Origin of the sequence: Sphingomonas flavalba (genome assembly GCF_047553045.1) — a bacterium.
GTDB lineage: Bacteria > Pseudomonadota > Alphaproteobacteria > Sphingomonadales > Sphingomonadaceae > Sphingomonas_L > Sphingomonas_L flavalba_A.
In genome coordinates this window covers 786,318-804,545 of sequence record NZ_CP180208.1, presented here as the reverse complement: position 1 = coordinate 804,545, position 18,228 = coordinate 786,318, and the positions used below count along the sequence as shown (strand labels likewise).

The window sequence follows — 18,228 nt, the reverse complement described above, 5'->3', positions numbered from 1 at the left end:
GTTGCTCGCAAGCCTCGCCGGCGAAACAACTTGTGGAACGCACGGCGCGCCCCCTTGGTCGGCGGGCGCCGCTGGCCTATGCCATATCCATGAAATCCCTTGAGACAATCGAACGCGGCGCGGTCGACGCGGCGGCTGCGGCGCCGATGCTTTCGCAAGTGGAACACTGGGCGGCGGTCAACAGCGGCTCACGCAACCTCGCCGGGCTGGACCGGATGGCCGGGCTGCTCGCCGATGCGTTCGCCGCCCTGCCCGGCACGGTCACCCTAGTCGATCCGGCGCCGGTCGATGCGGTCGCCGCCGACGGGCGGATCGGCACGGTCGCCCATGGCCGCCATCTCCACCTTCGTGTCCGCCCAGACGCACCCGTGCAGATGCTGTTCACCGGCCATATGGACACGGTGTTCGGCGCCGACCATCCGTTCCAGACGATAACGCCGCTGCCCGACGGAACGATCAACGGCCCCGGCCTCGCCGACATGAAGGGCGGCATCGCGGTGATGCTCTCCGCCTTGCGCGCGGTGGAAACCGCGCCGGAGCGCGACCGGCTGGGCTATGAAGTGATCATCAACAGCGATGAAGAGGTCGGCTCCCCCTCCTCCGCCGCGCTGATCGCCGCCGCCGCCGCCGGCAAGGCCGCCGCCTTCACCTACGAACCGGCGCTGCCCGACGGCACGCTCGCCGGCGCGCGTTCGGGCAGCGGCAATTTCTCTCTGATCGTCACCGGGAAAAGCGCCCATGCCGGCCGCAACCCGGCCGACGGCCGCAACGCGCTGGTTGCGGCGGCGGATCTTGCCGTCCGGCTGAAGGCGCTGACCAGCGCCACCCTGTCGGTCAACCCGGCGCGGATCGACGGCGGCGGGCCGAATAACGTCGTCCCCGACCATGCCGTTCTTCGCGTCAATTTCCGCCCGGCAACGCCGGAGGCGGAAGCCGATGCGGCGGCCGCGCTCGACGCGCTGGTTGCCGCCATCGCGGCGGAACACCAGGTCGCGATCCACCGCCACGGCGGTTTCGGCCGCCCGCCCAAGCCGCTCGACCCGGCGGCGGAACGGTTGTTCGCACTGGTCCGCGACTGCGGTGCCGCGCTTGGCATCCCGGTCGCCTGGCGCGCCACCGGCGGAGTTTGCGACGGCAACAATATCGCCGCCTGCGGCATTCCCGTCGTCGATACCATGGGGGTTCGCGGCGGCGCCATTCATTCCGTGGAGGAATATCTGATACCCGAATCGCTGCCCGAACGCGCCATGCTGTCGGCGCTCGCCATCCTTCGCATCGCGCGCGGGGGGCGGCCATGAACTTCCTGATCCGCCCGTCCCGCGCCGACGACCTGCAACCGCTCTATGAAATGGCGAAGCTGACCGGCGGCGGCTTCACCAACCTGCCGGCGGACAAACCCGCGCTCGCGGCCAAGCTGGAGCGATCAGCACAGGCTTTCGGCACAGAGGATCGTGGCGACGACATGTTCCTGCTGGTGCTGGAAAACCAGGATAGCGGCGAAGTGCGCGGCACCTGCCAGATTTTCTCGGAAATCGGGCGCCACTGGCCATTCTACAGCTACCGGATGGGCACGCTGACCCAGGCCAGTCAGGAACTGGGTCGCACCTTTCGCGCCGACATGCTTGCGCTCAGCACCGATCTGGAGGGGGCAAGCGAAGTCGGCGGGCTGTTCCTCCATCCCAACGAGCGTGCCGGGGGCCTTGGCATGCTGCTCGCCCGCAGCCGTTACCTTTTCATTCGCCAGCACCGGGCGCGCTTTGCCGACAGGGTCATCGCCGAACTGCGCGGCGTGATCGACGAAGCCGGCGGATCGCCGTTCTGGGACGGGCTGGCCGGCCGCTTCTTCGGCATGAGTTTCCAGCAGGCGGACGAGTTCAACGCCATTCACGGCAACCAGTTCATTGCCGACCTGATGCCGAAACACCCGATCTACACCGCAATGCTGCCGGAAAGCGCCCGCAACGTGATCGGCAAGCCGCACCCGACCGGCCGCGCCGCGATGCGGATGCTGGAAACCGAGGGGTTCCGGCACGAACATTACATCGACATCTTCGACGGCGGCCCGACGATGGAGGCCCGTACCGATTCCATCCGCACCGTCGCCGAAGCAGCCGACGCGACCGTAGCCGCAACCAGCGGAACCGACGATGGCCAGCGCCGCATGGTCGCCACCGGTCGCCTGGCGTCGTTCCGCGCCGCCTATGCACTGGTCGGGGAACGGACGGACGGCCAGGTCACTGTCGACCCGGCCGGCGCCGCGCTGCTCGGCATTGCCGAAGGCGACGCCATAACCCATGTCGGCCGCTGATGGCGCTGCGAGAGATCAATTTCGACGGGCTGGTCGGGCCTAGCCACAACTATGCCGGGCTGAGCGTCGGCAACCTCGCGTCAGCGCGCAATGCCGGCGCCCTGTCTCACCCCCGCGCCGCCGCGTTGCAGGGCCTGGCGAAAATGCGCGGCAATCTGGCGCTTGGCCTGCCGCAGGGCCTGTTGCTGCCACACCCGCGCCCCAATGCCCGGTGGCTGGACGCGCTGGGCGTCAACCATTCCCCGGTCGATGCCTGGGCGATGTCGGCGGCGGCGATGTGGACGGCCAACGCCGCCACCGTCTCCCCGGCGCCGGACACCGCCGATGGGCGCTGCCACCTGACCGTCGCCAATCTGATGACAATGCCGCATCGCAGCCACGAATGGCCGAACACGCTGCGGCAGTTGCGGATCGCCTTCGCTCACCCCGCCTTTGCCGTGCACAAGCCGGTATTGCCGCCGCTGGGCGACGAGGGCGCCGCCAACCATATGCGCCTTGGCCCCGCCCACGATGCGCCCGGCGTCGAGGTCTTCGTGTTCGGCCGCAGCGGCGGCGGTTTTCCCGCCCGCCAGCACGCCGTCGCGTCGCAGGCTGTCGCCTTCCGCCACGGGCTCGACCCGCAGCGCACCCTGTTCGTCGAACAGACGCCGGAAGCGATTAGCGCCGGCGCGTTCCACAACGATGTCGTCGCCGTCGCCGACGGGCTGACGCTGTTCACCCACGAACAGGCGTTTTCGGACAAGGACGCGTTTTACGCCGACCTGCGCCGGCTGCTACCCGACGTGCGGATCGTCGAGGTACCGGCAAGCCGGATCAGCCTGGCCGACGCGATCGCTACCTATCTGTTCAATGCCCAGCTGGTCACCCTGCCCGGCGGCGAACAGGCCCTGATCCTGCCGGTCGAGGCGCGCGACCATGCAACAGTGGGCCGCTATCTCGCCGAACTGGTCGCCGGCAACGGCCCGATCCGGCGGCTGATCTTCGTCGACGTTCGCCAGTCGATGGCCAATGGCGGCGGCCCGGCCTGCCTGCGCCTGCGCGTCGTCGCCGATCCCGATACCGTCGATCCGCGCTTCCTGCTCGACGAAGCGAAGATCGACCGGCTGGAAGGGCTGGTCCGCCAGACCTGGCCGGAGACGATCGACCCCGCCACGCTGACCGATCCGGCGCTGGTCGCCGACATACTGGCCGCCCGCGCCGGGCTGCTCGCCATGCTGGATCTCGCCGCCGAGCTGTCGGATTAGTTGACAGTTTACCACGATGATCGGGGGCGACTCGCCGGGCCATCGTTCTGGCCCGCTCCTTGCTACGGCATTGGCATGTTTGCCAGGATTGCCCGCCTCTTCACCATCAAGTCCCGTTTCGAAGCTTATATCGTGATCTACGCGCTGGCGGTCGGCGCGGTCGAACGCGGCCATGTCTACATCACCCAATATCCCGGCTGGGGCGGCAAGCTGCTGTTTCTCGCCTGCACCGGTGCGGTGTTCATGGCCGGGGGCAAGATGCTCGACGCGCTCGCCTATGCCCGCAATCTGCATTAAACCGGGGGCATGACCGGCACTATCCGCATCGGCATCGGCGGCTGGACCTACGAACCTTGGCGCGGCACCTTCTTTCCCGAAGGCTTGCCGCATAGCCAGGAAATCACCTTCGCCACCCGCGCGGTGACCGCGATCGAAGTGAACGGCACCTATTACCGCAGCCAGACCCCAGCGACCTTCGCCAAATGGGCGGAAGCGGCGCCGGACGGTTTCGTCTATGCGCTGAAGGCGTCGCGCTTCTGCACCAACCGCCGGGTGCTGGCAGAGGCGGAAGGCTCGATCGCCAAATTCGTCGGTCAGGGCATCGCCGAACTGGGCGACAAGCTGGGGCCGATCCTGTGGCAATTCATGGCGACCAAGCCGTTCGACCCCGTCGATTTCGGCGCCTTCCTGGCATTGCTGCCCGATAGTGTCGGCGGACTGAAGCTGCGCCACGCGGTCGAGGTGCGGCATGAAAGCTTTGTCGACCCGGCGTTTTACGCACTGGCGCGCCAGGCCGGCGTCGCCATCGTCTACGCCGACAAGCCGGACGCGCCGACCATCGATGAAGCCTCCGGCGGCTTCACCTATGCCCGGTTTCAGGCTGCGCGCGAAGCTGTCGATACCGGCTATGACGCCGGCGAACTGGCCGGCATCGCCGATCGCCTGCGCGGCTCGGCATCCCATGGCGACGTGCTCGCTTTCATGATCAACGGAGCGAAAATCCGCGCGCCCGCCGCCGCGCAGGCGTTGATCGGACTGGTCGGGCGCTGAACGGCATGGCCCATCTTTCCACGCGCTTTCCGCAGCTTGCTCTCGCCGTCGGCCGCGCGGGCTGATAACGGTGGCGGCGTGACCCACCCGCCACGCCCGGAACTCGCGCTCAGCCTTGGTATCACCGGGCATCGGTCGCTGACGGCGGCGGAACGCGCCGCGCTCGATACCGCGCTCGACGCGCTGCTCGCCACCATCGCCCGGATCACCGCCGGTATCGGCCGCGACCACGCCGCGCTGTTCGGCGCGCGGCCGCCGGCGCTGACCATGGTGTCGCCGCTCGCCGAGGGCGCCGATCAGGCGGCCGCCGGGGCGGCACTGCGCCACGGCTTTTCCCTGCACGCGGTGTTGCCTTTCCCACCCGCCATCTATGCGGAGGATTTCAAGGGGCCGGCGCTTACCGCCTTTCATGCCCTGCTCGACAAGGCGACGGCGGTCTATGCCCTGCCGGGCCTGCGCAGCCACGGCCCGCACGGCTACATCCTCGCCGGCGAAGCGACCGTCGCGCAGTGCGACATACTGGTCGCCGCGTGGAATGGAGAGGATGCGCGCGGCCGCGGCGGCACCGCCGATATCCTCGACCTAGCGGTGCGCCGGGGCGTGCCGGTCATCCACCTGCCGACCGGCAAGGCGCCGGGCGGCCCCCGCATCCTGTGGCCCGGCTTCGGCGCGATGGCGTCGGATTTCCTGCGGCGGGACGAAGCACCGCAGCGCCCGCTCGACGATGCCGCGCTGGAGGGACTGCTCCGCGCGCTCATCGCTCCGCCGGCCGACGGCCCGGAACTGGAAACTTTCCTCGCCGAGACGGAACAGCGCATCCGCTGGCGCCCGGAATGGGCGCTGATGCTGGCATCCGTCGGCATCCAGCCGCTGCGCCGCTCCAGCTTTCGCGGCCAACCTTACGCCGACGTCGCCCGAAGCGACTGGGCCGCCTATCTGCACGGGGCGGAGGCGACCTGCGGCCCGGTTGCCGGCATGGACAGGCTCGAATCCGCCTTTGCCTGGGCCGACGGGCTGGCCCAGCATTATGCCAATGTCTTCCGCAGCGGCGTCGTCCTGAATTTCGCCGGTGCCGCGCTCGCGGTGCTGCTGTCACTGATCGCCGGGCTGCTGCCAGGGCAGAAGCTGTATCTGCTGGTCGCCGAACTGGTCGTCATCGCCGCGATTATCGTCAATACCGCCTATGGCACGCGCCGCGAATGGCACCGGCGCTGGCTCGACTATCGCTTCCTTGCCGAACAGTTGCGCCCACTACGCAGCCTGAAGCTGCTCGGCGCCGGTAACCTCGCGCTGCGCGCGCGCAGCGGCAACGGCCGCTGGACGGACTGGTATGTGCAGGCGCTGTGGCGCACGCTTGGCGTGCCGCCGACGCTGGACGGCACCGGCGCCCTGACCCGCCTCGCCCGGCATGTCGCGGCGCACGAACTGGACGATCAGGTCGTCTACAACCGCCGCTCGGCCGAACGGATGCACCGGCTCGACCACCGGCTGCACCGGTTGGGCATGGCGCTGTTCGCGCTGACCATCCTGACCGGCATCGGCACGCTCGGCGGCCTTGTCTTCGCCTATCAGGCAACGAAAGAGGTCGCGCCGGTCCTCGGCATGCTGTCCGCCGCCTTTCCGACTCTCGGCGCCGGCATCTTCGGCATCCGCGGCGCGGGGGACTTCGCGGGCACCGCCGGCCGCTCAGCCGAAACCGCCCGCCGGCTGGAACAGGTCGCGGCGATGCTGCGCGCCGACGCGCTCGACCACTCGCTCGCCGCCCGCGCCACCGAACAGGCGGCCGCGATCATGCTGGCCGATCTGGGCGAATGGCGGTCGACCTACACCCACCGCAAACTGGCTATCCCGTCCTGAGCCGGGCGACGGGCTCCGCATCGTCCGGCGCCATGTCGGTATCGGCCATCGTCCGCCGGATCAGCGCGCGCATCGCCGCTTCCGCTGCCACCGCGCTCCCGTCGGCGATCGCGTCGTAAAGCAGCCGGTGCTCTTCCAGCGGGTCGCGCGACAGCCCCCGCGCCCGTTGCCTGAACACCACGGTCCAGCCAATGGCGGCGCGGATCGTGCTCGACAGAGAGATCAGCGGCTCATTGCCCGTCGCCTCCAGCACGGCGTGGTGGAATTGCTGGTCCGCCTCGCGCCCCTCTGTGGTGGCGAGGCCAAACTCCGCCATCCGCTCAAGCGCGTGCCCCATCCGCGAAAGCTGCTGGCCGGTCCGGCGTTCGGCGGCCAGCGCCGCCGCCTGCGGCCCGACGATCAGCCGAAGTTCGAACAGGTCGCGGACGAACGTTTGGCTCGGCTCGCTTTCGAACGCCCAGGCCAGCACGTCCGGATCAAGCATGTTCCACATGCTGCGCGGGCTGACCCGGGTACCCGCTTTCGGCCGGCTTTCGACCAGCCCCTTGGCGGACAGGATGCGGATCGCCTCCCGATAGGCGCTGCGCGAAACCTTCAGATGTTCGCTGAACGCGATCTCGCCGGACAGAGTGTCGCCCGGCGCATAGCGCCCGCCGACAATGGCAACGCCCAGATTATGGGCAATGGTGCCATGCAGGCGCTTTGCCCGCGTCCGGCCCTGCCCGGCGGCACCCAAACCCAAGCAGCCCTTGTTCATACCCACCCCTAAAATCTGATCCCCGGCGTATTCACCAGCCGCTCGCGCGCATGGAATAGGCGTATTTCCGCCAAAAATGCCAGTGGAGAAAGGTGCAGTTGCGCGGATTTCGCCCTGCGAGAACACATGCAGCGTCATCGACCGGGTGTTCAGCCGATGTCGACGGCACCCGCCGAAGGCGACAAGGCCCGCCTTTTCAATCCGCTGGCGGCCCGCGCCCCGGCCAGACCGGCCAGCGTGCGCTTCCTCCACGCTTGGGTGGCCCATGCCGTCGGTCTCGAAACGGCACGGCCGCTACGGCATCGCGCTTCTTGCTTGCCGAATCCGTTCGGCTTCCATAGCTCTGCCCGGCCGACCAGGGGGTGATAATGGCCGACATGGATAGTTCCCAGCGGTTGCTCGCGGCCTGGCGGCAGGGTGACGACGCCGCGCGGGACCGGCTTGTCGCGCTGCTCCACCCCGCCCTGTCGCAAATCGCCGCCGCCCAGCTGCGTGGCGAACAGAATGCATCGCTGTCGACCGGCGATCTGGTCAACGACGCGGTGCTGCGTCTGGTTCGGCAAGGCAATATCGGTATCAACGACCGCGCCCATTTCCTCGCTCTCGCCTCGCGGCTGATGCGCAACATCCTGATCGACCATGCCCGCGCGAAGCAGGCCGGCAAGCGCCGCCATTTCAAGGTGGAGCTGACCACCCGCATCGAAGGCGTCCAGCGCCATGACCTGATTGCCCTCGAAGATGCGCTTAAGCGGCTGGGGACATATGACATGAAGCTCGCTGAACTGGTGGAGATGCGATATTTCGGCGGCATGACCCTCGCCGATATCGCCGCCGTCTACGGCGTGTCGGAAGCGACCGTGAAGCGCCGCTGGTTCGCCGCGCGCGCCTGGCTGGCGGATGCGCTGATCAACCCGGCGTTCGGTGACTGATCCGGGGACGGAGCGCCGGGTCCTACGCCTGCTGGAGGCGCTGGCCGACGTGCCCGCGCGTGAGCGCGACCGCTGGGTCGACGCGCAAACCCACGAACCGGAAACCGTTCTCCGCCGGGTCAGGGCAACGCTCGCCGCCGAACGGATGACCGCTCTGCAAACCGGCGGCGCGGTCGATGCGGTCGAGGATGAACGGCTGCCGGAACGGGTCGGCAGCTACCGCATCGTCGAGAAGATCGGTCGCGGCGGCATGGGCGCCGTCTATCGCGGCGAGCGCGACCGCGGCGACTTCGCCCATCAGGCCGCGGTCAAGCTGATCAAGCCCGGCCTGCTGTCAGACCGCCTGATCGAGCGGTTCGAGCGCGAGCGCCAGACACTAGCCCGGCTGGAGCACCCGAACATCGCCCGGCTTTACGACGGCGGCGCGACGGAGGACGGCGCGCCCTACATCATCATGGAACTGGTCGATGGCGAACCGATCCTCGCCTACTGCCGCGATAACGCGCTCGACCGCGGCGCCCGCCTCCGCCTGTTCGAGGATGTCTGCGGCGCGGTCGCCTTTGCCCATCACAGCCTGATCGTCCACCGCGACATCACTCCATCCAACGTGCTGGTTACCCGCGACGGCACGGTAAAGCTGATCGATTTCGGCATCGCCCGCCCACGGACGCTCGACGGTGACGGCGAACGCCCGATCGGCAGCCCGGTCGGCAGCCTCAGCCTGACGCCCGGTTTCGCCGCCCCGGAACGGCTGGCCGGCGGTGAAACGACGACGGCGGCGGACATCTTCTCGCTCGGCCGGCTGCTCGAACGGCTGGTGGAGGACGACGCGCCGGAACGCCGGGCCATCGTCGCCCGCGCCACCGCCGACACCCCGTCCGCCCGCTACCCGACGGCGGAAGCGTTGCGTGCCGATGTCGCCGCCTGGCGCGGCAACCGGCCGATCGCGGCGCTCGACGCCGGTTGGCCCTATGCCGCGCGCAAATTCGCGGCCCGCCACCCGATCGGCGTAGGGGCGGCAGCGATAGCGGCGCTGCTGGTGATCGGCGCGGTGACGATGATTGTTCTCGCCAATATCCGCGCGCAGGCCGCCCGCGCCGAGGCCGACCGCCGCTTTGCCCAGACCCGGGCGATCGCCCGGACGATGCTGTTCGACGCCTTCGATCAGGTCAGCGCGGTCAGCGGCACGACGCAGGCGCGCCAGACACTGGTTCAGTCCAGCCTGACCTATCTGGAGGCGCTGGCCGCAATGCCGCGCGCACCCGCCGATGTCCGGCAGGAGGCTGGACTTGGCTTCCTGCGCCTCGCCCAGGTGACCGGCAGCGGCCAGTCCGGGCAACTCGGCCGGTATCAGGACGCCAACGCCCTGCTCGTCCGCGCGGAATCGATCCTGAAGCCGCTTTACGAGGCCCAGCCGGACGATGTCGACGCGCGGCGCGCTTATGCAAAGCTGCTGGTCGAACAGGCCGGGGTCAACCTTTACAACAACAACGCGATCGCGATTGCCCGCCGGCAGGCGGTCGCCGCACGGCAATTGCTGGAATCAATCCGGCCGCCCGACGTCGATACCGCACGGCAACTGGCCGTCGCGCTGCAGGCAGAGGCGGAAAGCTATAACTGGGACAATGATTTCGCCGCCGCCGCGATCGGCCACAGGCGGGCGGAGGAGTTCATCCGCGCGCTGCCCCCGGAATTGCAGGCGGACAAGCAGGTGACCGCTTCGCTCTCCGCCAATCTGCGCCTGCTCGGCGAAAACCTGCACCGTACCGGGCGGGCGGACGAGGCGCGCGGCGCGCTGGAACGCGCGGTCGCGCTCAACCGCGGCGTGCTGAAACACCACCCGGACGATCCGTCTTTCCGGCGGAAGCTGGCGATATCGCTCTGGTACAGCGCCGTCGTCCACCGCGCCAACCGCCGTGACGCGGACGCGCTCGCCGCGATCAGCGAAGCGATGCAACTGGCCCGCGCCGTTGCGGCCCGCGACCCCGGCGATGCCGGTGGCGCACAGATGATCGCGCTGTGCGGCGAAATCTATGCGCAGGTTCTTGCCGACACCGGCCGCTTTGCCGAAAGCTACGCGGTGGAAGCGGAAGTGATGGCCGCCCATCGCACCCTCGTCACGCGCGCCGGCGATGCGCCCGGCGCCCGGCGCAGCATGGCATCCGCGCTCGAAACGCTGGGCGTCAACCATTACAACGGCGGCGATCTGGCCGGCGCCTGCCGAAACTGGCGGGAATCCGGCGCAATTTACGGGCAATTCGCCGGAACCGGGCAGTTGAGCGGCTATGACCGCACGACCAGCCTGCCCAAGCTCACCCGCCTGATCGCCACCTATTGCGACGGTGCCCCCCGCCGCGCCGACTGGCCTAAGATACTGGATCGATAGGCAAGGCGGGCGCGAACTCAGCCGTTCAGGCGCCCCATGCCCGCCCCCCTGTCCGGCGCTCGGCCTGGTCCGGTATCGCCTCTGATGCTGCCGACGCGCCCCGGTCGCATCGCAGCCGCACGCCCGGCCCCTCGAACCCCGGCGGCAGCAACGCGACACCGGCCGCCTCCAGCGCGCGGATCAGTCGATCCTCGGTCCCGCGGTGCAGTTCGTGTCGCTCGCCTTCGAAATCCCGCACTGTGCTGCGGGATATGCCGGCCGAACAGGCCAGTTGCGCTTGCGTCCAGTTGAGCAACCCGCGCGCGGCGCGACATTGCTCAGGCAACAATATCATGATTGGCCTCTTGCCTTGGGACAGCAAAGTCAACCATAATGGCCGGAATCCAGCAAGAGTCAAAGGTCGACGATGCACTCCGAAGCGCAGCCATAGCCGATGTTCGAAGAATGGCCGCTCTTCATCCTGTTCGTTCTACCGTTTCTGGGCAGTCTGGCCGCTGCCTTCCTGCCGACCTGGGCGCGCAACGCCGCGGCGGGGCTGGCCGGAACAATCGCCGTGGTCGGCCTTGCGATCCTGATCGCGCTCTATCCGTCCCTGTCCGGCGACGGGGTGGTGCGCGAACAGATTCAATGGCTCCCCTCGCTCGGGCTGAATCTGCAGATCCGGCTCGACGGGCTGGCCTGGCTGTTCGCTTTCCTGATCCTTGGCATCGGCGCGCTCGTCGTCCTCTACGCCCGCTACTACATGTCGCCGGCCGACCCGGTACCACGCTTCTTTTCGTTCCTGCTCGCGTTCATGGGATCAATGCTGGGCGTCGTCCTGTCGGGCAACCTGATCCAGCTCGTGTTCTTCTGGGAACTGACCAGCCTCTTTTCCTTCCTGCTGATCGGCTACTGGCACCATAACCAGAGCGCGCGCGACGGCGCCCGCATCGCTCTGGTCGTCACCGCCGCCGGCGGCGTCTGCCTGCTGGTCGGCGTGCTGCTGCTCGGGCGGATCGTCGGCAGCTACGACCTCGACACGATCCTCGCGTCCGGCGACCGCATCCGCGCCAACGGCCTCTACACGCCGGCGCTGATCCTGATCCTGATCGGCGCTTTCACCAAAAGCGCGCAGGTGCCGTTCCACTTCTGGCTGCCGCACGCGATGGCGGCGCCGACGCCCGTCTCCTCATACCTGCATTCCGCGACGATGGTGAAGGCCGGCATCTTCGTGCTGATGCGCCTGTGGCCGGTGCTGTCCGGTACCGACGAATGGTATCTGTTCGTCACCACCACCGGCCTTGCCACCTTGCTTGTCGGCGCCTGGTCGGCAATTTTCCAACAGGATCTGAAGGGCCTGCTCGCCTACTCGACGATCAGTCATCTTGGCCTGATAACCTTGTTGCTAGGTTTGGGCAGTCCGCTCGCCCTGGTCGCCGCGATCTTCCACACCGTCAACCACGCGACATTCAAGGCGTCGCTGTTCATGGCGGCGGGCATCATCGATCACGAAACCGGCACCCGCGATCTGCGCCGTCTGAGCGGTCTCTACCGCGCAATGCCGATCACCGCGACGCTGGCGATGGTCGCGGCGGCGGCGATGGCGGGGGTGCCGCTGCTCAACGGCTTCCTGTCGAAGGAAATGTTCCTCGCCGAAGCGCTGGCCGAACACAGCGGCACCTATATCGACGAAGCCCTGCCTTATCTGGCGACGGTAGCGAGCGCCTTCGCCGTTCTCTATTCGCTGCGCTTCATTCACCAGACCTTCTTCGGCCCGCCACCGACCGATCTTCCGCGCGTGCCCGGAGAGGCGCCACCGTGGATGCGCCTGCCGGTGGAAATTCTGGTGCTCGCCTGCCTTGTCGTCGGCGTGCTGCCGACGCTGACCATCGGGCCGTATCTCGCCACCGCCGTCCGCTCCATCCTTGGCGATCAGACCCCGGCCTATAGCCTGGCGATCTGGCACGGGTTCAATCGGCCGCTGATGATGAGCCTCGTCGCGCTTGTCGGCGGCACCATCCTTTACCTGATCTACCGCAAGCCGCTGAACGAAGCTAAGTCCTCGCCTGTTGTCGGCCGGCTGAAGGGCCGCAAGACGTTCGAGGCGGTGATGAGCGCGATCGTCGCCGGCGCGCGCGCGTGCGAGGCGGTCGTCGGCACCGGGCGGCTGCAGGCGCAGTTGCGGGTGCTGCTGTGCATCGCGCTGGTCGCCGGCGGCCTGCCGTTCGTCCATTTCGGCTACAGCCTGGGGCAGGCGCCCGGCACGCTGGTCGATCCCGCCTTCGCGATCGTATGGCTGATCGGCGGCGCCTGCGCCATCGGCGCCGCGTGGCAGGCCAAATACCACCGGCTCGCCGCACTGATCCTGATGAGCGGTTCTGGGCTCGCCACCTGCATCACCTTCTTCTGGCTGTCGGCGCCCGATCTGGGCATCACCCAGTTGCTGGTCGAGATCGTTACCACGGTGCTGTTGCTGCTCGGCCTTCGCTGGCTGCCGAAGCGGTTGCCGGAGATGTGGTCCGGCAACCGCTGGCCGCCCAGCGTGTTGCTGCGGCGGTCGTCCGATCTGGCGATCGCGATCGCCGCCGGCCTCGGCATGGCGGCGATCGCCTATGCGATCATGACACGGCCACCGCCCGACAGCATTTCCCGCTATTTCCTCGAACGGTCCTACACCGAAGCTGGCGGCACCAATGTCGTCAACGTCATCCTCGTCGATTTCCGCGGCTTCGATACGCTCGGCGAGATCACGGTGCTGTGCATTGTCGCGCTGACCGTTTTCTCGCTGCTGCGCCGGTTCCGCCCGGCGCCGGAAAGCGTCAAGGCACCGGTTCAGCAACGGGTGCAGAATGCGTTCGACGACGCCCACGCCGACCGCAAGATCGGCGACACGGTGGCGGACTATCTGGCGATTCCGCGTATCATGATGGAGATATCCTTCCCCATCATCATCGTCTTCGCCATCTACATCCTGCTGCGCGGCCATGATGCGCCGGGCGGCGGCTTTGCCGCCGGGATCGCGATGTCGATCGCGATCCTGATCCAGTATATGGCGAAGGGCGCCCGTCAGGTGGAAGCGCAACTGATCATCCGCCCGCTGCGCTGGATCGGCATCGGTCTGTTGCTGGCGACGGTAACCGGCGCCGGGGCATGGCTGTTGGGCTATCCGTTCCTCTCCTCCTATTTCCGCTATGTCGACCTCCCGCTGTTCGGCACCATTCCGGTCGCCAGCGCATTGCTGTTCGACATCGGCGTGTTCGCGCTGGTCGTCGGCGCGACGGTGGTGGTGCTGATCGCCCTCGCCCACCAGTCGATCCGGGTTCCCAGACCATCGCGCCCCGCGACGGATAAGGAGGAGGGCGCCTGATGGAAATGGTCATCGCCCTCGCCATTGGCATATTGACCGCATCCGGGGTTTGGCTGCTGCTACGCCCCAGAACGTTTCAGGTTATCCTTGGCCTGTCATTTATATCCTATGCGGTTAATCTGTTCATTCTGATCACCGGTCGGCTCCGCACCGACGCGCCACCGATCATCGCCAAAGGCGACGGCGTCGACGCAAGCCTTTACGCCGACCCGTTGCCGCAGGCGCTGGTGCTGACGGCGATTGTCATCGCCTTCGCAACCACGGCGCTGCTGCTTGTCATGCTGCTGATCTCGCGCGGATTGACCGGCACCGACCATGTCGATGGCGAGGACCGCGACCAATGAGCGGCTGGGCTGCCCATCTGGTGATCGCGCCGATCCTGCTGCCGCTGGTGGTCAGCGCGGCGATGCTGCTATTCGACGAACGCCGCCGCAAGCTGAAGCGTTGGATGAGCTTCGCGACAACCGGCGCACTTCTCGCCATCGCGATTATACTTCTGCGCGCGACCGACCCCTATGGCGTCGCCGCGGCGCCACTGGTCTATCTGCTCGGCGACTGGCCCGCCCCATTCGGCATCGTTCTGGTCGTCGACCGCCTGTCCGCGCTGATGCTGCTGCTGACCAGCGTATTGGGTTTCACGTCCCTGTTCTATTCGATGGCGCGATGGGACCGGGCCGGGCCGCGCTTCCACGCGCTGTTCCTGCTGTTGCTGATGGGTGTGAACGGCGCCTTCCTGACCGGCGACATCTTCAACCTCTTCGTGTTCTTCGAAGTGCTGCTGGCGGCGTCTTACGGCCTTGTCCTCCACGGGTCGGGCACGGACCGGGCCAGGGCGGGGCTGCATTATGTCGCGATCAATGTTGCCACGTCGCTGCTGTTCCTGATCGGCGTCAGCCTGATCTACAGCGTCACCGGCACACTCAACATGGCCGACCTCGCCGCCCGCATTCCGCTGGTACCGCGCGAAGACCTGATGCTGCTCGAAGGCGGCGCCGCGATCCTTGGCATCGCTTTTCTGGTCAAGGCCGGCATGTGGCCGCTGTGTTTCTGGCTGCCGGGGACCTATGCGGCCGCCGCGCCGCCAGTTGCGGCGATGTTCGCGATACTGAGCAAGGTCGGGATTTACGTGATTCTGCGGCTGACGACGCTGCTGTTCGGCGACGGCGCCGGCCGGGCGGCGGATTTCGCCGATGAATGGATGCTATTCGGCGGGCTGGCGACGATCCTCTACGGCACGTTGGGCGTGCTGTCGTCGCAGACGCTGGTGCGGCTGGCCGGGCATTACGTGCTGATTTCGACCGGAATCCTGCTTGCCGCGCTCGGCACCGGCCAGTCGACGGTTGTGGCGGCGGCACTATTCTACCTTGTCAGTTCGACGCTGGCTGTCAGTGCCTTCTACCTGATCATCGAGCCGATCGGACGCGGCGGAGAGGACGAGGTCGCGCAGGCCATTGCCGAGCCCGTCTTTGAAGATGAGTATATCGGCGCGCTGGAAGAGGAAGAGGACGAGATCGGCATCGCCATTCCGGCAACGCTCGCGGTGCTCGGCGGCGGCTTCATCTTCTGCGCCCTGCTGCTATCGGGCCTGCCGCCGCTGTCCGGGTTCATCGCAAAATTCGCGATCATCGACGGCCTGCTGCGTGGCGATGGCGCCGTGCCGCCGACGGTGTGGGCACTGATCACGCTGATCATCCTGTCCGGGCTGGCCACGGTGGTGGCGATGACCCGCGCCGGCATCGACCTGATCTGGACGCCGACCGAACGGCCCCAGCTACAACTCAGCATCGTCGAGGCGATCCCGATCGGCATTCTGCTTGCCCTTTGCCTGGCGCTGATGGTTCAGGCCGGCGCGGTCATGGAATATATCGAGCGGGCGGCCCGGACTCTGGGCGACGCGGCGCTTTACACCAGCGCGGCGCTCGACGCGCCACGTGCCGGCGACGGGGCAATTGCACCATGAGCCGCCGGCTGCCCCATCCCTGGCTTATCGCCGCGCTCGTCCTGCTCTGGCTGCTGTTCAACCAGTCGCTGTCGCCCGGCCATCTGCTGATCGGCACGCTGGTCGCGCTGATCGCCGCCAAGGGGCTGTCAGCACTGCGCCCGCTGCCGTTGCGGATCCGTCTGTCGAGCGCCATTCCGCGGCTGGCGGTGATCGTGCTCGTCGACATCGTCCGGTCCAACCTTGCGGTCGCGCGGATCGTCCTGTTCCAGACGACCAGGCCGCGCGCTTCCGGTTTCATCAACCTGCCGCTCGACATGCGCAACCGTTACGGGCTGGCCATGCTGGCGATCATCATCACCGCAACGCCGGGGACGCTGTGGATGCGTTATGACCCCGCCCAGCGCAGCGTGCTGATCCACGTCCTCGACCTGATCGACGAGGATGCGCTGATTACGCTGATCAAGAACCGCTACGAACGTCTGCTGATGGACATTTTCGAATGACCGGCCTGTTACTCGCCCTCGCCATCACCGCCGCGCAGGTGCTGCTCGGCTTCGCCATGGCCTGCGCCGCATGGCGACTGGCGCAGGGGCCGCGCGCGCAGGACCGGGTCCTTGGGCTGGACGCGCTTTACGTCAACGCGATGCTGCTTTTGCTGACCTTCGGCATCCAGACCGGACGCCCCCTCTATTTCGAAGCGGCGCTGGTGATCGCGCTGCTTGGGTTCGCCAGCACGGTGGCGCTGGCGAAATTCCTGATGCGCGGGGAGGTTATCGAATGATCCAGGCGCCCGACCTGCCTGCATGGGCGGCGATCATTGTCGGCACTCTCGTCCTGCTCGGCGCGGCCATCACCCTGACCGGATCGGTCGGCCTGCTACGGCTTGGTACTTTCTACCAGCGCGCCCACGCGCCGACGCTGGGGACCACCGCCGGCATGGCCTGCATCCTTGTCGCCTCCGCGCTATGCTTTTCGGTGCTCCAGGCGCGCCCGGTGCTGCACGAGATACTGATCGCGCTGTTCGTCACCGCGACGACGCCGGTCACGCTGATGCTGCTCGCCCGCGCAGCGCTCTATCGCGACCGCGAGGAACAGGTCGCGGCGGAGGCGGCGGGCACCCGGAAGAAAGGCGACACCGACCTGCCGGCCTGACCCGGAGCAAGCGAACGATCCGCCTGAAGTGATACTGTCCCTCGGTGGGAAAACGGCCGATCAGCGGCCAGCATTCACACCTTGATTAACAGGTGGTTTCCTATAACCTCTCCCGCCCAGGGGGACTTCGTCATGCGCGCGTCAACGGTTATCGTTGCGTCTTGTCTGTTCGGCGGTATCGCCGCGCCGGCGCCACTATCCGCACAAGTCACCGGCGTGATTACCGAAGCCAGCGCAACCTTGCAGTTCCGACCGGATGTCGAGGGCAATCCCGACATTCGTCAGTATACTGGCCACAAGATCGGCGAACAAAGTGGCAGTCTCGGATTCGGTTCAGGCGCAAGCTTTGCCTCGACCGCAAATGTCGGCGTGGGTGTCGTCGAATTCCAGAACGGCAATGCCGCGGGCGGCAGCTATACTTATGCAAAATCGCGCACCATCATCGACATCAGCTTCACAAATGACGGCAGCACCGCAGTGCGGCCGGAACTGTACTCGACGATCACCCCGGCGGGGCTGGGCGTGTTCGTCGGCGCCGACTGCCTGCAGAACCTGAATGGCTGTGGCCCCGGCGGGAGTTTTCCTGGCGATTTCCGTACCTTTCAGGATTTCGTCGTCGACGGCCGCGATCCGGTCGGCGACGTTCTGGCCGGAGCGTCCTTTTCCTTCCGGATAACCGGCGAGGGTGCGACAATCTACGAGCTGTCCGGCAGCGTGGCGCTGGTCCATGATACGGCTTCGGGCGCCAATGTTCTGGTCAGCGACCTCGACGCCGCGGCGCTGGCGCTGAGCGGCTTTCAGATGACGTCGGCCCCGGGCAGCGACAAGCATTTCGGCTTCGCCTGGGACACGACGAATATTCTGGTCGCCTTCCCTGACAGCGTCCTGCTCCAGCCCGGCCAATCCTCCACCCTCACCTACGAGACGGAGGTGACAAGCTTCTCCCGTTCGCAATGCTTTGAGCAACTGACCACCGCCTGCATCATCGCGTATAGTTCCTTCGGTGACCCGATCGGGCGCGGCGGCGGTACCAATCCCGCGATGATGCGCAGTTTCAGCACGCTCGATGCCAGCGACAACGGCTCGCTCGACTTTGGCAGCTTCGCCTTCGAACTGCCCAGCTTCAAGAACGGCGTGCTGTCCTATCAACTGGCCTCCGGCGTGCCGGAACCGGCGAGCTGGGCGATGCTGATCGCCGGCTTCGGAATGATCGGCGCCATGCGCAGGCGGCGCGCGGCCCTCGCCACCTGATCGTCC

Annotated in this window: 16 protein-coding genes and 1 pseudogene; 15 read left to right on the top strand and 2 right to left on the bottom strand. The window is 67.2% G+C overall.

The genetic code is table 11. The features are described 5' to 3' along the window. Window positions 1–89 precede the first annotated feature (89 nt). From ACMT1E_RS03680 to ACMT1E_RS03655, 6 genes are all read left to right on the top strand, one after another. Window positions 90–1,298, top strand: coding sequence for a hydrolase (locus tag ACMT1E_RS03680; protein WP_414902338.1), 1,209 nt, complete (start codon window positions 90–92; stop codon window positions 1,296–1,298). Beyond that, window positions 1,295–2,308 carry an arginine N-succinyltransferase gene (locus ACMT1E_RS03675; protein ID WP_414902337.1) on the top strand — a complete coding sequence of 338 codons (1,014 nt, stop codon included), beginning with the start codon at window positions 1,295–1,297 and terminating at the stop codon, window positions 2,306–2,308. Before ACMT1E_RS03680 ends, ACMT1E_RS03675 begins: the two co-directional genes overlap by 4 nt. Beyond that, on the top strand, window positions 2,308–3,552 hold the full coding sequence (locus tag ACMT1E_RS03670; protein WP_414902336.1) for an N-succinylarginine dihydrolase: 1,245 nt from the start codon (window positions 2,308–2,310) through the stop codon (window positions 3,550–3,552). The genes ACMT1E_RS03675 and ACMT1E_RS03670 overlap by 1 nt, the downstream gene beginning before the upstream one ends. A 75-nt stretch (window positions 3,553–3,627) precedes the next feature. Further along, window positions 3,628–3,849, top strand: coding sequence for a hypothetical protein (locus ACMT1E_RS03665; protein WP_414902335.1), 222 nt, complete (start codon window positions 3,628–3,630; stop codon window positions 3,847–3,849). A 9-nt stretch (window positions 3,850–3,858) separates the two neighbouring features. Further along, window positions 3,859–4,602 (top strand): DUF72 domain-containing protein, encoded by a 744-nt coding sequence (locus ACMT1E_RS03660; RefSeq protein WP_414902334.1) that lies wholly within the window; start codon window positions 3,859–3,861, stop codon window positions 4,600–4,602. Window positions 4,603–4,680: 78 nt separating this feature from the next. Further along, complete coding sequence (locus ACMT1E_RS03655) at window positions 4,681–6,459, top strand: DUF4231 domain-containing protein (protein WP_414902333.1); 1,779 nt, start codon at window positions 4,681–4,683, stop codon at window positions 6,457–6,459. On the opposite strand, the gene ACMT1E_RS03650 is transcribed toward ACMT1E_RS03655, so the two are convergent. Next, window positions 6,446–7,216 (bottom strand): FadR/GntR family transcriptional regulator, encoded by a 771-nt coding sequence (locus tag ACMT1E_RS03650; protein WP_414902332.1) that lies wholly within the window; start codon window positions 7,214–7,216, stop codon window positions 6,446–6,448. The two genes, ACMT1E_RS03655 and ACMT1E_RS03650, sit on opposite strands and share 14 nt — an antisense overlap. 368 nt (window positions 7,217–7,584) lie before the next feature. Between ACMT1E_RS03650 and ACMT1E_RS03645 the strand changes: the two genes are divergently transcribed. Beyond that, window positions 7,585–8,145, top strand: coding sequence for an ECF-type sigma factor (locus ACMT1E_RS03645; protein ID WP_414902331.1), 561 nt, complete (start codon window positions 7,585–7,587; stop codon window positions 8,143–8,145). Beyond that, window positions 8,138–10,531: a protein kinase domain-containing protein gene (locus tag ACMT1E_RS03640; RefSeq protein ID WP_414902330.1), complete on the top strand. Its 2,394-nt coding sequence runs from the start codon at window positions 8,138–8,140 to the stop codon at window positions 10,529–10,531. Before ACMT1E_RS03645 ends, ACMT1E_RS03640 begins: the two co-directional genes overlap by 8 nt. Window positions 10,532–10,556: 25 nt before the next feature. On the opposite strand, the gene ACMT1E_RS03635 is transcribed toward ACMT1E_RS03640, so the two are convergent. Next, on the bottom strand, window positions 10,557–10,865 hold the full coding sequence (locus ACMT1E_RS03635; RefSeq protein WP_414902329.1) for a helix-turn-helix domain-containing protein: 309 nt from the start codon (window positions 10,863–10,865) through the stop codon (window positions 10,557–10,559). Window positions 10,866–10,964: 99 nt separating this feature from the next. Here ACMT1E_RS03635 and ACMT1E_RS03630 point away from each other — a divergent pair, with 99 nt between their 5' ends. The 7 genes and pseudogenes from ACMT1E_RS03630 to ACMT1E_RS03600 form a co-directional block, all read left to right on the top strand. Continuing rightward, window positions 10,965–13,877: a monovalent cation/H+ antiporter subunit A gene (locus ACMT1E_RS03630; protein ID WP_414902328.1), complete on the top strand. Its 2,913-nt coding sequence runs from the start codon at window positions 10,965–10,967 to the stop codon at window positions 13,875–13,877. Continuing rightward, the gene (locus ACMT1E_RS03625) at window positions 13,877–14,221 is read left to right on the top strand and encodes a Na+/H+ antiporter subunit C (RefSeq protein WP_414902327.1); all 345 of its coding nucleotides are present in this window, start codon (window positions 13,877–13,879) and stop codon (window positions 14,219–14,221) included. The genes ACMT1E_RS03630 and ACMT1E_RS03625 overlap by 1 nt, the downstream gene beginning before the upstream one ends. Continuing rightward, window positions 14,218–15,837 carry a monovalent cation/H+ antiporter subunit D gene (locus tag ACMT1E_RS03620; protein WP_414902326.1) on the top strand — a complete coding sequence of 540 codons (1,620 nt, stop codon included), beginning with the start codon at window positions 14,218–14,220 and terminating at the stop codon, window positions 15,835–15,837. Before ACMT1E_RS03625 ends, ACMT1E_RS03620 begins: the two co-directional genes overlap by 4 nt. Continuing rightward, entirely contained in the window at window positions 15,834–16,322 is a 489-nt protein-coding gene (locus ACMT1E_RS03615) for a Na+/H+ antiporter subunit E (RefSeq protein ID WP_414902325.1), read from the top strand. The genes ACMT1E_RS03620 and ACMT1E_RS03615 overlap by 4 nt, the downstream gene beginning before the upstream one ends. Then, complete coding sequence (locus tag ACMT1E_RS03610; protein WP_414902324.1) at window positions 16,319–16,600, top strand: K+/H+ antiporter subunit F; 282 nt, start codon at window positions 16,319–16,321, stop codon at window positions 16,598–16,600. Before ACMT1E_RS03615 ends, ACMT1E_RS03610 begins: the two co-directional genes overlap by 4 nt. Continuing rightward, window positions 16,597–16,971, top strand: coding sequence for a monovalent cation/H(+) antiporter subunit G (mnhG, locus tag ACMT1E_RS03605; RefSeq protein ID WP_414902323.1), 375 nt, complete (start codon window positions 16,597–16,599; stop codon window positions 16,969–16,971). Before ACMT1E_RS03610 ends, mnhG begins: the two co-directional genes overlap by 4 nt. A gap of 1,155 nt (window positions 16,972–18,126) precedes the next feature. After that, a pseudogene (locus tag ACMT1E_RS03600) lies at window positions 18,127–18,222 on the top strand (PEPxxWA-CTERM sorting domain-containing protein); the annotation flags it as partial. Window positions 18,223–18,228 lie beyond the last annotated feature (6 nt).

Excerpts from the sequence above, each read along its gene's own strand:
- ACMT1E_RS03680 (WP_414902338.1), top strand. The coding sequence starts at position 90 with ATGAAATCCCTTGAGACAATCGAACGCGGCGCGGTCGACGCGGCGGCT.
- ACMT1E_RS03675 (WP_414902337.1), top strand. The coding sequence starts at position 1,295 with ATGAACTTCCTGATCCGCCCGTCCCGCGCCGACGACCTGCAACCGCTC.
- ACMT1E_RS03670 (WP_414902336.1), top strand. The coding sequence starts at position 2,308 with ATGGCGCTGCGAGAGATCAATTTCGACGGGCTGGTCGGGCCTAGCCAC.
- ACMT1E_RS03665 (WP_414902335.1), top strand. The coding sequence starts at position 3,628 with ATGTTTGCCAGGATTGCCCGCCTCTTCACCATCAAGTCCCGTTTCGAA.
- ACMT1E_RS03660 (WP_414902334.1), top strand. The coding sequence starts at position 3,859 with ATGACCGGCACTATCCGCATCGGCATCGGCGGCTGGACCTACGAACCT.
- ACMT1E_RS03650 (WP_414902332.1), bottom strand. The coding sequence starts at position 7,216 with ATGAACAAGGGCTGCTTGGGTTTGGGTGCCGCCGGGCAGGGCCGGACG.
- ACMT1E_RS03645 (WP_414902331.1), top strand. The coding sequence starts at position 7,585 with ATGGCCGACATGGATAGTTCCCAGCGGTTGCTCGCGGCCTGGCGGCAG.
- ACMT1E_RS03635 (WP_414902329.1), bottom strand. The coding sequence starts at position 10,865 with ATGATATTGTTGCCTGAGCAATGTCGCGCCGCGCGCGGGTTGCTCAAC.
- ACMT1E_RS03630 (WP_414902328.1), top strand. The coding sequence starts at position 10,965 with ATGTTCGAAGAATGGCCGCTCTTCATCCTGTTCGTTCTACCGTTTCTG.
- ACMT1E_RS03625 (WP_414902327.1), top strand. The coding sequence starts at position 13,877 with ATGGAAATGGTCATCGCCCTCGCCATTGGCATATTGACCGCATCCGGG.
- ACMT1E_RS03620 (WP_414902326.1), top strand. The coding sequence starts at position 14,218 with ATGAGCGGCTGGGCTGCCCATCTGGTGATCGCGCCGATCCTGCTGCCG.
- ACMT1E_RS03615 (WP_414902325.1), top strand. The coding sequence starts at position 15,834 with ATGAGCCGCCGGCTGCCCCATCCCTGGCTTATCGCCGCGCTCGTCCTG.
- ACMT1E_RS03610 (WP_414902324.1), top strand. The coding sequence starts at position 16,319 with ATGACCGGCCTGTTACTCGCCCTCGCCATCACCGCCGCGCAGGTGCTG.
- mnhG (WP_414902323.1), top strand. The coding sequence starts at position 16,597 with ATGATCCAGGCGCCCGACCTGCCTGCATGGGCGGCGATCATTGTCGGC.